Origin of the sequence: Staphylococcus sp. FSL W8-0056 (genome assembly GCF_037963075.1) — a bacterium.
Taxonomy (GTDB): domain Bacteria; phylum Bacillota; class Bacilli; order Staphylococcales; family Staphylococcaceae; genus Staphylococcus; species Staphylococcus aureus.
The window spans coordinates 2,309,493-2,325,235 of record NZ_CP150142.1; the positions used below are offsets into that span (position 1 = coordinate 2,309,493).

The following is a 15,743-nucleotide window of genomic DNA, read 5'->3' on the forward strand; positions in this document are numbered from 1 at the left end:
TACCTTTCATTCATACATCCTTTAATATTAATTACGACTTCTTTTATATAGATGCTAAATAGAGAGATTGTTGTGCAATGTTTGCACGGCAATCTCTCTTTTTCTTTTTAAAATTGGTAAAAGTAAAACGCAACGATTGACTTATATACCTAGAGGGGGTACATTAGACGTGTAACAATGAATCACAGGGAGGCAATAATGTGGCTAATACGAAAAAAACAACATTAGATATCACTGGTATGACTTGTGCCGCATGTTCAAATCGTATCGAAAAGAAACTGAATAAACTTGATGACGTTAATGCCCAAGTGAATTTAACTACAGAGAAAGCAACTGTTGAGTATAACCCTGATCAACATGATGTCCAAGAATTTATTAATACGATTCAACATTTAGGTTACGGTGTCACTGTAGAAACTGTCGAATTAGACATTACAGGTATGACTTGTGCTGCATGCTCAAGCCGTATTGAAAAAGTGTTAAATAAAATGAACGGCGTTCAAAATGCAACGGTCAATTTAACAACAGAGCAAGCTAAAGTTGACTATTATCCTGAAGAAACAGATGCTGATAAACTTGTCACTCGCATTCAAAAATTAGGTTATGACGCGTCTATTAAAGATAACAATAAAGATCAAACGTCACGCAAAGCTGAAGCGCTACAACATAAATTGATTAAGCTTATCATATCAGCAGTATTATCTTTACCACTATTAATGTTAATGTTTGTGCATCTTTTCAATATGCATATACCAGCACTATTTACGAATCCATGGTTCCAATTTATTTTAGCTACACCTGTACAATTTATTATTGGATGGCAATTTTATGTAGGTGCTTATAAAAACTTAAGAAATGGTGGCGCCAATATGGATGTACTTGTTGCTGTTGGTACAAGTGCAGCATATTTTTACAGTATTTATGAAATGGTTCGTTGGCTAAATGGCTCAACAACGCAACCGCATTTATACTTTGAAACAAGCGCCGTACTACTTACCTTAATCTTATTCGGTAAGTATTTAGAAGCTAGAGCGAAGTCTCAAACAACCAATGCGCTTGGCGAATTATTAAGTTTACAAGCTAAAGAAGCACGCATTTTAAAAGATGGTAATGAAGTGATGATTCCTCTAAATGAAGTACATGTTGGAGATACACTTATCGTTAAACCAGGTGAAAAGATACCTGTTGATGGCAAAATTATTAAAGGTATGACTGCCATCGACGAATCTATGTTAACAGGTGAATCTATCCCTGTTGAGAAGAATGTTGATGATACTGTAATTGGTTCAACGATGAACAAAAACGGTACTATTACTATGACAGCAACAAAAGTTGGCGGGGACACTGCGTTGGCAAATATTATTAAAGTTGTCGAAGAAGCTCAAAGTTCTAAAGCGCCGATTCAACGATTGGCAGATATTATTTCTGGTTATTTCGTTCCTATCGTTGTTGGTATCGCACTATTAATATTTATCGTGTGGATTACTTTAGTTACACCAGGTACATTTGAACCTGCACTTGTTGCGAGTATTTCCGTTCTTGTCATTGCTTGTCCATGCGCATTAGGACTTGCTACACCAACTTCTATTATGGTAGGTACTGGTCGCGCTGCTGAAAATGGCATTTTATTTAAAGGTGGCGAGTTTGTTGAACGCACACATCAAATTGATACCATCGTTTTAGATAAGACGGGTACCATTACAAATGGTCGTCCAGTCGTGACAGATTATCATGGTGACAATCAAACGCTACAACTGCTTGCTACTGCTGAAAAAGATTCTGAACACCCATTGGCAGAAGCCATTGTCAATTATGCAAAAGAAAAGCAATTAACATTAACTGAGACAACAACATTTAAAGCAGTACCTGGCCATGGTATTGAAGCAACGATTGATCATCACCATATATTGGTTGGTAACCGTAAATTAATGGCTGACAATGATATTAGCTTGCCTAAGCATATTTCTGATGATTTAACACATTATGAACGAGATGGTAAAACTGCTATGCTCATCGCTGTTAATTATTCATTAACTGGTATCATCGCAGTGGCAGATACTGTCAAAGATCATGCCAAAGATGCTATAAAACAATTGCATGATATGGGCATTGAAGTTGCCATGTTAACTGGCGATAATAAAAACACTGCTCAAGCCATTGCAAAACAAGTAGGCATAGATACTGTTATTGCAGATATTTTACCAGAAGAAAAAGCTGCACAAATTGCGAAACTACAGCAACAAGGTAAGAAGGTTGCGATGGTTGGTGACGGTGTAAATGATGCACCTGCATTAGTTAAAGCTGATATCGGTATCGCCATTGGTACAGGTACAGAAGTTGCCATTGAAGCAGCTGATATTACTATTCTTGGTGGCGACTTGATGCTTATTCCTAAAGCCATTTATGCAAGTAAAGCAACCATTCGTAATATTCGTCAAAATCTATTTTGGGCATTCGGCTATAATATTGCCGGTATCCCTATAGCTGCATTGGGCTTACTTGCGCCATGGGTTGCTGGTGCTGCAATGGCACTAAGTTCAGTAAGTGTTGTCACAAACGCACTTAGATTGAAAAAGATGCGATTAGAACCACGCCGTAAAGATGCCTAGATTCCTTAATAATGAAGGATTCGTTGGTGATTCTGAGATAGGCTAGTGATTGGCTCTATAATGTCGCGGTTTACAGTTGGGTCTTCGCTCCAACTGCATATATAGTTACACTTTTCGCTTAGCGAATTAGTGTATCTTACCTAATAGCTTCGCCTATTAGGTTCCATCATTATTATAAATAATAAGTACACTATGGTTTACAGTTGGATCTTCGCTCCAACTGCATAAGAGCCTGAGACATAAATCAATGTTCTATGCTCTACAAAGTTATAATGGCAGTAGTTGACTGAACGAAAATGCGCTTGTAACAAGCTTTTTTCAATTCTAGTCAACTTTGCCGGGGTGGGACGACGAAATAAATTTTACGAAAATATCATTTCTGTCCCACTCCCTAAAAGGAGGTGAATGCTATGTCACAAGAAATTTTAAATGTTGAAGGTATGAGCTGTGGTCACTGCAAAAGTGCTGTTGAATCTGCATTAAATAATATTGACGGTGTCACTTCAGCTGACGTTAACCTTGAAAATGGTCAAGTAAGTGTTCAATATGATGACAGTAAAGTTGCTGTATCTCAAATGAAAGACGCAATTGAAGATCAAGGTTACGATGTCGTTTAATTAGGCAATATTCAACGTCATCAACACCAAATTAAAAAAATCGAACTGATGAGAATCCCAACAATCCAAATTATCTCATCAGTTCGATTTTTAATTTACTCGTAACCTAGCATCTCCAGTCTGCAATACATCTAATGTTGCATCTAATGCATCGACAATTAGATTTTTAACTGCAGCTTCAGTATAAAACGCAATATGTGGTGTTAATATGACATCTTCCCTGTCAATCAACGATTCTAACAATGGATCGTTCGGTGTTTTGCCCCTTTGATCACTTGGGAAAAGTTTGCGTTCAAATTCATACGTATCAAGTGCTGCACCTTTAATCACACCATTGTCTAATGCGTCTAATAACGCCTTAGTATCTACTAAAGAACCTCTCGCACAATTGACAAATACTGCGCCCTTTTTAAAATGTTTAAATAATTCAGCATTAAATAGATAATGATTATATTTCGTTGCAGGTACATGTAATGTCACGATATCAGCACCTTCAACCGCTTCCTCAATCGTATCTTTGTAATCGACATACGTTGCAATTTTAGCATTAGGAAACGGGTCGTATGCGACCACATCACTTTGATAACCATTGGCAAATATATCGGCTACTACACGGCCAATTCGACCTGTACCAATAACAGCTACTTTTAAATCTTTAATGGATTTCGATAAAATAGTAGGTTCCCATCTAAAATCATGCTCCCGCACTTTCGTTTGAATTTGATTAAAATGACGAACCACATTAATAGCCTGGTTCACAGCAAACTCCGCAATTGAATTCGGAGAGTATGACGGCACATTTGACACAATCAAGTTATACTTGTTTGCTAACTCCAAATCATATGTATCAAATCCAGCACTACGTTGTGCGATTTGTTTAATACCTAGTTCATTTAATCGTTTATAAACATGCTCTGATAATGGTATTTGTTGTGATAGCGATAAGCCATCATAACCAGCGACACCTTCAACATTGTCATCAGTTAATGCTTCTTTAGTAATATCTACCTCAACATGATGTTTCTCTGCCCACGCCTTGATATAAGGCATATCTTCATCACGTACACTCATGATTTTAATTTTTGTCATTTTAACATCACCCTTAACTTTATTATTCATATAAATATGCTAGTTCTGTTAATCTTATTGCAGCTTCGTCTAATTTCTGGTCATCTAACGCCAATGAAATTCTCACATAACGATTACCATTCTCTCCAAATGGTTTCCCTGGAGCAACAAGTATTGACTTCTCTTGCACTAAAAATTGCTCAAATTGCTCGCTGTCATAACCAGGCGGTGTTTCCAACCATACATATATGCCACCTTTAGCATGAACAAATGGCAAATCAGCTTTTGCAAGCATGGCTTCGAATCGGTCACGACGTGTTTTAAATACATTGCTTTGTTCTTCTAAAAAATCATCATAATGATTCAAAGCATATATTGCGGCATCTTGTAATGCACCAAACATCCCAGCATTTGTGTGCGTTTGGTACTTTTTCAAAGCTTGAATCATATCTTTATTACCAACTGCAAAACCGACTCTAAAACCTGACATGTTATAACCTTTAGACAAGGAATAAATTTCAATCGCAACATCTTTCCCATTTTCCGAAGCAAGTATACTAGGATTTTTAGCGTCGAAACCGAAAGCACCATAAGCAAAATCATGCACGATTTTAGTGTCTGTACCTTTAAATTTAGCTATCGCTTCATCAAAAACTTCTTTCGTAGCTGTCGATCCAGTTGGATTATTTGGATACGTTAAATAAATGAGTTTTGTTTTATCTATTATTTGTGAATCAACTGTGGACCAATCTGGCAAATAATGTGGCGGTTCTAAATTAAGCGGAACTGGCTTGCCATCAGCTAAAAGTACACCTGCTAAATAGTCCGTGTAGCCTGGATCAGGTAGTAATACATAGTCTCCTGGATTGATAACACATGTTGGTACTGCCACTAATCCATTTTTTGTACCATATAAAATGCATACTTCATCTTCTTTATCTAACGTCACATTATATTGTCTTTGATAAAAATCTACAATAGCTTGCTTGAACGCTTCTTTACCATGAAAAGCACCATATTTTTGATTTTCAGGAATAGTTAGTGCTTTTTGAAAATGATCAATAATACCTTGTGGCGTGGGCCCATCAGGGATCCCAACTGCCATATTAATTAATGGCAATGGTCCATGTTCGATTTTACGTCCCATCGTTTTCCCGAAATAACTATCAGGGATATTTGCTAATTTGTTAGAGATCATCAAATTCCTCCTCTATCATTAAACATAGCCTGGGCGACTATCATAATCCTAACAACTTGTATCACTCTCATTTAGATGGTTACAATGACATCGCCATTCACCGTTATGTTCAACAGAACTTATGACACACGTTGTATTGAATGAATTTATTTTCATTTTAGGTAGGTACATTATTATTGTCAATATTAGGAATTTTCAGATTAATATGCACTCAATCGTTATGATTTAACTGTCATGCATATCCGCATGCGCAACCAGTTAGATATGCTTATATAAAGTATAACGCCCCTCAAGGTACGTATTCAAACGTGAACCTTAACAGGCGCCTATTCATTGTTAAATAAAACTTCTTTAGAACATACTTATTTCACTATGCCTTTTACTTTCCCCTTATACTTTTCTCACATCTTTCTCTTAGACTACTCCCTTATACGCCCCGCTCAATATCTTTAATCATTTCGTCTACAGTTATTTTCGCACTTGTTAAGACAATAGGAACGCCTGCACCTGGGTGCGTACTTGCACCTGCAAAATATAAATCTTTATAATCTCGCGATACATTTTGTGGACGATAATAATTACTTTGCGCTAAAGTTGGCATTAAACCGAATGCCGAACCAAATTTCGCATGATACGTTTGCTCAAAATCATTTGGCGTAAAGATTGTTTCTGAAACAATATGCGATTTTATATCTTCAAATACTTCAATTGTTGCTAATTTACGATAAATAATTTCCTTTATTTGTTGCGTCAAAGCTTCATCTGACCAATCGATTCCGCTACCTGTTTTAAGTTCCGGCGTCGGCATTAGCACATAAATACCAGTTTTGCCTTCTGGCGCAAGTGATTTATCAGCGACCGCTGGTACATACACATAAATAGAAGGATCATATGATAAACGTCCCTCAAATATTTCTTCAATATTGCCTCTAAAGTCATCTGAAAAAATAACATTATGAAGTCTCACTTGATCTGTCACATCAATATCTATACCGATATACATTAAAAATGCTGAACAAGAGTAATCTAAGTCTGCAATTTTATGTGGTGGATACTTTTTAATAGGTGCAAAATCTGGCATTAATGATTCCGCAACACTAGGGAAATCAGCCGTACATAAAATTTTATCAAATTTTCTTATGTCACCATTCACTTTTATCGCATCGGCCCGTTTGAATTTAGGATCAATAATAATTTGCTCAATTTCAGCATTTAGTTCAATATTAACGCCTAAGTCTTTATTTAATTGCGCTAGCCCTTGAGCCATACCATACATACCGCCTTTAATAAAATGCACACCAAACATCATTTCAATCATAGGAATAATTGAATATAGTGACGGGCCTCGTTTTGGATCAATTCCTATGTATAACGTTTGAAACGCTAAAAGCTTTTGTATCTTTTCGTTATCAATATAATGTTCAATTAGCTGATCTGCATGATTTAACGTTTTTAACTTAGCACCTTGCACAAGTGACGTCATATTATAAAAGTCACTCGGTTTGCGATACGTTCTTTCTAAGAAATAGCGACGTGCAATTTCATATTTTTTATAAACATCCGTTAAAAAGGACATAAAACCATGCGTTGAACCAGGTTCTATACTTTCTAGCATTTGCTGTAATTCAGCTAAATCTGTAGGCACCGTTATACGATCATCGTGGTCAAAATACACATCGTAAATATAACGTAATTGTCTCAATTCAATATAATCTTCATAATTTTTACCACACGCTGTAAAAACATCTTTATAAACATCTGGCATCATGACAATTGTGGGACCCATATCAAATGTAAAGCCGTCTTTCTTTAATTGATTCATACGCCCGCCTACATTATTATTTTTTTCAAATATCGTCACTTCATGACCTTGAGAAGCAATACGGGCTGCCGCTGCTAATCCTGTGACACCTGCACCAATTACTGCAATCTTCATTATTCAACCACCTATATTCTATGATATTTACTATTTATTTCATGAAACAACTTTGCCTTTTTCCGCTTATCCACAAAAACACGTTCATGTAATGTATAGTTAGCCTGTCTCACTTCGTCCAGTATTTCAATATATATACGTGCTGCTAATTCTATGATTGGTTGTGCTTCAATACTAAATACTTTGATTTGATCCATAACATCTTGAAAATCTTTTTCTGCGATAGCTGCATAATATTCCCATAAGTCAATATAATGATTATTAACACCATTTTGGTACACTTCAGCAATATCAACTTCATATTGCTTTAATCGTTGCTTACTAAAATATACCCGTTCATTGTCAAAATCTTCACCGACATCTCTTAATATATTAATCAATTGCAACGATTCACCAAGTCTTCTTGCGACATCGTATGTCTGATGTGTTTCATGATCACTTAAAATCGGCGTCAATACTTCACCTACTGTACCAGCAACACCATAACAATATCCGAATAATTCAGCGTCCGTTTCAAACATTGTAAAATGTTGATCTTTATATACAGTATCAATGAGATTATAAAAAGATTGAAAGGCGATATTTTTATGTTGTGCAACATGCTGAAGCGCCATCATGATTCTACGATCACTTTGAAAGTGATGATGTTCATATGGGTATTTTTCAATAGATTGTATATCTTCTTTTATTTGATTTAAAAATTGAATATCGCCATAAACATCTATACTGTCATCAATTTTACGACACACAGCATAAATTGCCCAAACCGCTTTTCTTTGATCTTCTGGTAACAAGTCAAAAGCGTAAGAAAAGCTTTTTGAATGTTTCTTCATGATTTTATGACAATATTTAAAATTCATATCCATCATTGTCATACTAGTCCTCCTATATTGAAATGCCATTACCTTGATTTATTGTTCTTTAGATATAGAATATTGACGACCTTTCCATTCAACTACACCATAACGATGCGTTTGTTTCCAAGATTGGATGAAAATTTTAGTAAAAAACATAAATAACAATGGATGACATACCATTAATAAATTAGAAAATTGGCCGACCCTTCGATGCAGATAAATAAATTGTGTAGTATAGCTCAAGTAAAGTGCTACCATTTTTCTTACAGACATTTGGCGATATTTTAAACTAAGACATAGCCCTAAAATACTCGCTATAGAACCGAACAACCACAACACAATTGCTGTCATGATCTTAGGCTTTGTGCCACCTGCCCCAGTTGACAAATGCTTTGTCCATCCTTCTTGTAATGACTGAAATCCTTCTTGATACATGCGAAATGCAACAAATGGAAATCCTTCATAAACTGTTACGGGCAATGATTGTGAAGTATATGCACTTCCTAAAGCAAATCCTTCAATAATATGACGGTTCGCACTTTTATGACCTCCAGTTGCATAATAATCTTCTTTATTTGTTAATGTCACCGGTCCAAATGCATGCTGGTTAGTCCGACCGTCGTCTAAGGTAGAAAATACATTCATACCAACGACTGTCATTAAATTAAATATCGCTGAAAACCCTTCGTAGAAACGCTTTGTTATATGATAAGGCTGTACGCTTAACAATCCTTTTTCACCTTGTAATTGATACTGATTAATCAACGTTTCAACAGCATCTTTCCTTAAGAAAGTTACATCAGCATCTACAAAGGCAATACGATTCGTACATGCATGCGTCACACCTTGATAACAAGCATGTGATTTCCCATACCATTTGCCGTCAGTATCATCAACAACATCTACTACAGTCGCACCATATGAACGTGCTACACGTGCTGTTTCATCTGTCGATCCGTCATTCATAACAATGACATCTACTGGAACTTGCTGTTGTATTATCGAATGTAGTAAATGACCTATTCTTTTTTCTTCATTTCTAGCCGGAATAATAATTGTTAATGCTTTATGATTGAAGTTCAGCGTTTTCGTCTTTAGCTGATGTCTACGATTAAATATCAATGCACCACACGCCATAGACATGGTCACTATTACTGTTAATATTCGTGATAACCATTTCATAGATATCACTTCCTATTCTTCGCTTCTCGCGCGTTTATTTTGTCTGCGACTTGTTGCCCACTTAATGTAACCATTGGCATGCCACCACCAGGATTTACTGATCCACCTACAAAGTACAAGTTTTCAAAATACTGACTTTCTTTAGGAAATTTAAATCCTTTGTTTTTCTTTTTATCTGCTACAACACCATATATTGCACCACGATTAGAACGATAATTTTTTTCAATATCCTCCGGTGTCCAAACATCTTCATAAATAATGTGTTTTCTTAAATCAGTAAGTCCCATTTTTTCTAATTTATCCAAAATTTTATCCCTAAACTTCGCATAATCTTCAGTGGTAAAAGGCTGATCTTGAATATATGGAATATGTGGTAAGACTTTGATATTTTCATAACCTACTGGCGCTTGTGTGTGATCAGTTTTATTCGTATTTACTAGATAAATGGTCGGATCATCTGGCAATACCTTTTCATGAAAAACTTGTTGATAATTGAGATAAGCATTTTCCGTAAAAAAGAAATTATGATGTGCTAATTGCGGGTATTGGCAAGCAACACCTAAATGCATCACATATCCTGAGCTTGCCGGCTCAAATTCCCTCTCTAATTTGTTTAATCGTTGAGTATCAAGGTGAATTAAATATTTATAAGTAGGTATGACTTCCATATTTGAAATAATATAATCTGCCTTTACAAACTCACCTGTATCTAATCTGACACCCGTCACACGTCTTTGATATGTTTTAATATTGTCCACACGTGCACCTGTATGAATTGTGACACCTTCTTCACGCGCTAGCTTTTCCAAGGCATTGGCTAAATGATGGATTCCACCTTCTACATACCAAAGGCCTTGCTCTTGTTGCATATGGAATAACATAGATAATACAGCTGGCGCATCGTATGATGAAGAACCTACATATTTGATAAAATAGCCTAACATTTGTCGCAAGTATGGATTCGAGATACGCTTGTCTATGGCCTGTTGCATAGTATGTACATAATCATAATTAATAAGAGCATTTAATGGCCCATGAAATTTAATAATTTGAGATAGTGTATCTAAACCATAGTTAAAATACCCTTTTTCAGTAATACGATCGATTCGTCTTGTATAATTCAAATAATTTTGCAGTTCCTCTATATCCTGTTTCGACAATATCGCATTATGCTGACCTGTTTCTTTAATACCTTCATACAAATCGATAGTCGTGCCATCTGGAAAAAAGCTACGCCATTGATGTGGCAAACGCTTGATTGTAACGTAGTCTGACATTTGCTTCTTGCTATATTCGAATAATTTTTCAAAAATATAAGGCATCGTTAAAATAGATGGACCTAAATCAAAGCCAAAGCCATCTGATTCATGACGATTCACTTTGCCTCCTATATGAGTATTTTGTTCATATAATGAGACCGAATAGCCACTTTGTGCCATTCGAATTGCTGCAGAAATCCCACCTAAGCCACCACCAATAACGATGATATGTTTAGTCATGACGTTCACCTCTTCGTTTTAATATGCGTAGTAACTGCGTTAATCTCGGTCGATTATAGCGTTGCACAATAATGATTGGAACATTAGCTATCATTGCATAGAAAATATTTATATACTTTACTAAACGAGAGCCTTTATTGAATATGATGACTGGAAGTATCGATATCCAATGAATCAACTCTGCCCTCTTTGTCTCTATAATCATTTTTTCAATTTCATCAGTATTGATTGTCATTAAATGACGCTGATCATATATATTTTGATTAAGCTGATGACCATCTAAAATCTTATGTTTCCATTTTCTTACGTAAAACCATTTGTTCCAAAATTTTCCATGCTTCTCAAAATTAAATGATTTAAATATTATGTACTTCTGACGAAAATACTTATCAGGAATTCTTGTACCTAAATTTGCTATATTTAGTTGAACAATTAACCAATACATACTACAAAAAAATGCTGTTTTGATATATTTTTTCATGGTTTTCATCTAAATTGAATCACTCTCAATCATACTGACATAGTATAAATTATCACTTTATTACTTAGTTCCCTAAAGATCAGTGAATAAACCGCTCTCATTTATATTTATATAAAACAAAAACGCCAATACTCTCATGTTAGAGAATATTGACGTCATTTGATTTACATTTGATTAATGAATGAAATTATATGAACCTGCTTGGTTTGCTGAAATTGTACGAGACGTAACCACACCAGCACCATGTCCATAGTTCATTTCTGAAACACGAACAGAACCGTTGCTGTTAACGCCTTCAACGTAAGCAACATGACCGTAATAGCCTTGTGTTGTTTGCATGATAGCACCAACTTTTGGTGTATTGTTCACTGTATAGCCAGATGATGCAGCTGCGTTAGCCCAATTACTTGCGTTACCCCATGTTGAACCAATTTTCCCACCAACACGATCAAATACATAATAAGTACATTGTCCTGAAGTATATAAGTTACTTCCTGATGCATAACCATTAGAAATTGAACGACCATTTGAAGATGGCGCTGCAGTTGTAGTCACATGAACATTATTACTTGTTGTGCTATAACTTGCACCTGAACCACCAGTATAATAGTTATTTGTTGCTGTTTGGCTATTGTTTGTATAGTTATTGTATTGATATGAATGATTATAGTAGTTATTGTAAGATGCATTGTTATAACTATAAGTATTGTAGTTGTTGTAGTAGTATGTGTTGTTTTGCGTTAATTGACTTGGATTCCAATTTCCTGTCCAAGTGTAATGATAATTACCTTGTGCATCAATTGTATACGTATAGCTGTATGATTGAGCGTCATTAGAATTATATCCATTGTTATTTTGTTCTGCGGCTTGTGCATCATGTCCTGCAAATGCGATAGTGGCAAGTCCTGCTGTAGCGATTGTAGCTGTAACGATTTTTTTCATAATTAAATATCCTCCCAATAATCAAAACACTCTATACATATAGTCATTAGCGACTCAATTATTTTAAATTTTATATTTTTTATTTTTTTAGTATGCAAATAATTATAACTTTTATAGTTTTGCGACAAAACAAACTATAACAGAGATTAGGTGTCTTGCGGGCTTTGTTATCATAATGTAATCTGTTCCTAATAAAGCTTCATTGAATGTAATATACCAATTAGAATGTTTACAACACTTTTTCTGCACCGTTAACATGGGATTTGAAAATAAAAAAGCACTAAACTTTTAATGAAATACATCATTTTTGATAATAAATATCAGAAGTAATGTAATATTTCAAAAGTTTAGTGCATCAAGTTATTTCTTATTTGTAGCATGTGTTTCCATCGTTTTTACAATCAAATCAGTCAGCGCTTTACTACCTGCATATTCTAAGTGAATACCGTCATATGCAAAGTATTCCGGATGACCTGCAGAAGCTTTATACCAATCGACTAGATGTACATTAGAGCGCTTTTCAGCTGCCTCATAAATTAATTTATTTATTCTACCTTCATAATCTCTAGGTACTCTAATAGAAACTAAATATATGTCTGCTTTTCCAAAACTATCCAATAGTTCATTTAATTGATCTTTCGTAAATGCCCCATTTGTACCAAGCTCTACTACAACTTTTTGACCTTTTTTAGCATAGTCTTTATATTGCGATTTCACAATTGGTGTAGCATCAACGAGTTGCCGTCCAACTTTACCATCAATTTGTGCATTTGGTATTTTCTTAGTAAAGACATTACCAATATCCACCATGACCGAGTCACCAATTAATAGTGGTGATGACTTTTTAATATCCTCTTTGCTATTCGCTGTCTGCTTATCCTCTTGCTTATCTTTTTTAACGACTTTTTTCTTCGTTGTTTTAAATTCCGTCTTCTTCTCTTTCTTCTCGGCTTCATGTTGTTTGCCAAGTGCATCAAACTGTCCACTGAGCACAACGATAGACGGAACCAATAATAGGATAACTAACACTGTTCTAGCAAATTGCCCCTTCTTTTTAGGTAAAAATGCAAAAGCTTTAAATCCTTTTTTACGTATAGGTGTTTCAATAAAGCGATACGAAATTTCAGCCATTAACGCTGTTAACAAAATTTCTATAATATAAACGTATACCGGTATTTGTCCTTGTACGTAATAACTGTTCACAAAAACAATGATAGGATAATGCCATAAATATAAGCTATATGATCGTTTACCTATAATTAGTAAAGGTTTCATACTTAAAAATTTAGCAAATAAACTAGAAGGATGTACCGCAATTGCAATAATGAATAAAGTTGCAAATGATATAATGTAAAATCCTCCATTATAGATCCATTGATCTTGGTCGCCAACTATAAAGAACAAAGTCATTAGAACCGCAAAACCAGATATCCCTATAATATCTAATGATACGACAATCTTTTTAGAAATATCTTTTTTCAAAGCAAACGGAGGCCAAATAAATGCTAATATACAACCAAGCAATAAAGTTTGCAGTCGTGTATCTGTCCCAAAATACACACGTGAATTATCTCCAGTGATGAAATGAATCACTATCATAAGTCCTAAAGAAATCAACGATACAATAAATAGCGTTTGAATAATATTTCTCGGTTTAAATCTATGTAATAAGAACGTGATAACCAATGGGAAAAGCAAGTAAAATTGTTCTTCAATGGCTAAAGACCATAAATGTTTGAGTGGTTCAATAGCAAATTGGTTAAAATAATCTACATTCTGTGAAATGTACCACCAGTTTGAAACATAGAATATAGCTGCAATAGCATCTCGTTTCATTTGTATAATCAATTCCGGTTTAAATATCAGTGTGAACGTAAGCACGACACAGATTAAAAATAACACTGCCGGAATGAGTCGTTTCAATCGTCGCTTCCAAAACTCTAGCAAATCGATTTTTTGCGTCCGATAATACTCACTTATCAACAAACTTGTTATTAAATAACCTGAAATAACGAAGAATGTATCTACTCCTAAAAAGCCCCCACTTAACCATTGTGCATTCAAGTGATAAATAATGATTCCTATAACTGCGAATGCCCTCAATCCATCTAATCCGGGTAAGTATCGCGGGGAATACATTTTTTCTAAACGTTTAAAGTCTTTTGTATCCATGTTAATAAACGCCCCATTTATTTTTCTCTATTTTGTAGCATATCACAATATTTTTGAAAATAAAATATTGCACTGATTTTCATTAATTGATTTAACCCTTAATTAAGATAGTTTTAAATTTTTTATTAAGTAGAAAACAATTATTACAGTTAATTTCATTACTGCAAACCACATATAAATTTGTCGATTTTACTACATAACATAGATTATCATAGATTCTTGAATTTTTAGCAAAATAACTGTTATTTTCATTATATTTTTACAAAAAAAAGGTTCGTTTTATATTTTATGCATCTTACTGTAACAGAATCATTAAGATATGCTATTCGAATTTACTTTTTCAAAATTTCTATAATGAATAAATTACCATGTATTGAAAATAAAGCGAAATGCAGCCTATCCTCTAATTTAAACCAAGCGATATATCACGTCAGCCTTTATATTTAAACGCTATGTGTCACTTTTAAAATGAATATTACTAAGATTGTCATACCAATTATTCATTGCATCGAATTAATCTTTTAAATTTCTGTAATAAAACCTATTATCTACATCTAATTTAGGAAAACTACTTGGTAAATCTCCTCGCTTAATTTCACGGAAGCCATTATTAGAATAAAAATACTGTGCACTAATAAATTTATCAATTGTTCCTAAATAAATACCATCGATATTTTGTTCTTTACATGTCATTATAACTTTATCTAAAAGTTTTTTACCTATTTTTAAATTCCTATAACCTTTATCAACAAACATTTTTTTAAGTGCAGACATATTATTATCTAGTCTAATCAAACCTATAGTACCAACAATATTTTGATGATTGTTTATTGCAAGCCAAAATTGCCCTCCACTATTCAAATAGTTATGTTCGATGTTCTCCAAATCAGGTTGATCATCTCTATCAATTTTTATATTAAATTCATTTTTTTGAATCGATAAAATAAACTCGATTAGCTCTTCCTTATAAGACCTATTATATTCAATTATGTTTATAGCCATTTTTATCTCCTTTTTCATTTAATTTAATCATAAAATGCGCGTTTAGTTTGTATCTAGTGTACTCAGTACAGCCTCAAATGAAGTTTTATTCCACTTGGCACTTAATAAAGACAAGTATTTTAGCAGTAATACAATAAAGTCCAATAAATTTCCCTAACTTCAATATCCACTTTTTAAGAA

12 protein-coding genes are annotated in these 15,743 nt (G+C 34.3%); 2 read left to right on the plus strand and 10 right to left on the minus strand.

All coding sequences use genetic code 11. The features are described 5' to 3' along the window. Window positions 1-200: 200 nt before the first annotated feature. Window positions 201-2,609, plus strand: a complete 2,409-nt coding sequence (locus NSS86_RS11765) for a heavy metal translocating P-type ATPase (protein WP_000024139.1) — start codon at window positions 201-203, stop codon at window positions 2,607-2,609. A 410-nt stretch (window positions 2,610-3,019) separates the two neighbouring features. Next, complete coding sequence (gene copZ, locus NSS86_RS11770; RefSeq protein WP_000076661.1) at window positions 3,020-3,226, plus strand: copper chaperone CopZ; 207 nt, start codon at window positions 3,020-3,022, stop codon at window positions 3,224-3,226. A gap of 90 nt (window positions 3,227-3,316) precedes the next feature. Here copZ and NSS86_RS11775 read toward each other — a convergent pair whose 3' ends face one another. The 10 genes from NSS86_RS11775 to NSS86_RS11820 all read right to left on the minus strand — a co-directional run bounded on the left by NSS86_RS11775 (window position 3,317) and on the right by NSS86_RS11820 (window position 15,563). Next, complete coding sequence (locus NSS86_RS11775) at window positions 3,317-4,315, minus strand: D-lactate dehydrogenase (protein WP_000161368.1); 999 nt, start codon at window positions 4,313-4,315, stop codon at window positions 3,317-3,319. A 22-nt stretch (window positions 4,316-4,337) separates the two neighbouring features. Further along, window positions 4,338-5,492 carry an aminotransferase class I/II-fold pyridoxal phosphate-dependent enzyme gene (locus NSS86_RS11780; RefSeq protein ID WP_000625061.1) on the minus strand — a complete coding sequence of 385 codons (1,155 nt, stop codon included), beginning with the start codon at window positions 5,490-5,492 and terminating at the stop codon, window positions 4,338-4,340. A 427-nt stretch (window positions 5,493-5,919) separates the two neighbouring features. After that, window positions 5,920-7,428, minus strand: coding sequence for an NAD(P)/FAD-dependent oxidoreductase (locus NSS86_RS11785; protein ID WP_000686168.1), 1,509 nt, complete (start codon window positions 7,426-7,428; stop codon window positions 5,920-5,922). Between the two features lie 11 nt (window positions 7,429-7,439). Next, window positions 7,440-8,303: a 4,4'-diapophytoene synthase CrtM gene (gene crtM, locus NSS86_RS11790; RefSeq protein WP_000178308.1), complete on the minus strand. Its 864-nt coding sequence runs from the start codon at window positions 8,301-8,303 to the stop codon at window positions 7,440-7,442. 36 nt (window positions 8,304-8,339) lie between these two features. Next, complete coding sequence (crtQ, locus tag NSS86_RS11795) at window positions 8,340-9,467, minus strand: 4,4'-diaponeurosporenoate glycosyltransferase (RefSeq protein WP_000871744.1); 1,128 nt, start codon at window positions 9,465-9,467, stop codon at window positions 8,340-8,342. 5 nt (window positions 9,468-9,472) lie between these two features. After that, complete coding sequence (locus tag NSS86_RS11800; protein ID WP_000160471.1) at window positions 9,473-10,966, minus strand: NAD(P)/FAD-dependent oxidoreductase; 1,494 nt, start codon at window positions 10,964-10,966, stop codon at window positions 9,473-9,475. Beyond that, window positions 10,959-11,447, minus strand: a complete 489-nt coding sequence (crtO, locus tag NSS86_RS11805) for a glycosyl-4,4'-diaponeurosporenoate acyltransferase (protein ID WP_001805835.1) — start codon at window positions 11,445-11,447, stop codon at window positions 10,959-10,961. The genes NSS86_RS11800 and crtO overlap by 8 nt, the downstream gene beginning before the upstream one ends. A 174-nt stretch (window positions 11,448-11,621) precedes the next feature. Continuing rightward, entirely contained in the window at window positions 11,622-12,389 is a 768-nt protein-coding gene (locus tag NSS86_RS11810) for a CHAP domain-containing protein (protein ID WP_000725225.1), read from the minus strand. Window positions 12,390-12,749: 360 nt separating this feature from the next. Further along, complete coding sequence (locus NSS86_RS11815) at window positions 12,750-14,561, minus strand: acyltransferase family protein (RefSeq protein ID WP_000379821.1); 1,812 nt, start codon at window positions 14,559-14,561, stop codon at window positions 12,750-12,752. Window positions 14,562-15,074: 513 nt separating this feature from the next. Then, on the minus strand, window positions 15,075-15,563 hold the full coding sequence (locus tag NSS86_RS11820; protein ID WP_000996739.1) for a GNAT family N-acetyltransferase: 489 nt from the start codon (window positions 15,561-15,563) through the stop codon (window positions 15,075-15,077). Window positions 15,564-15,743: the final 180 nt, after the last annotated feature.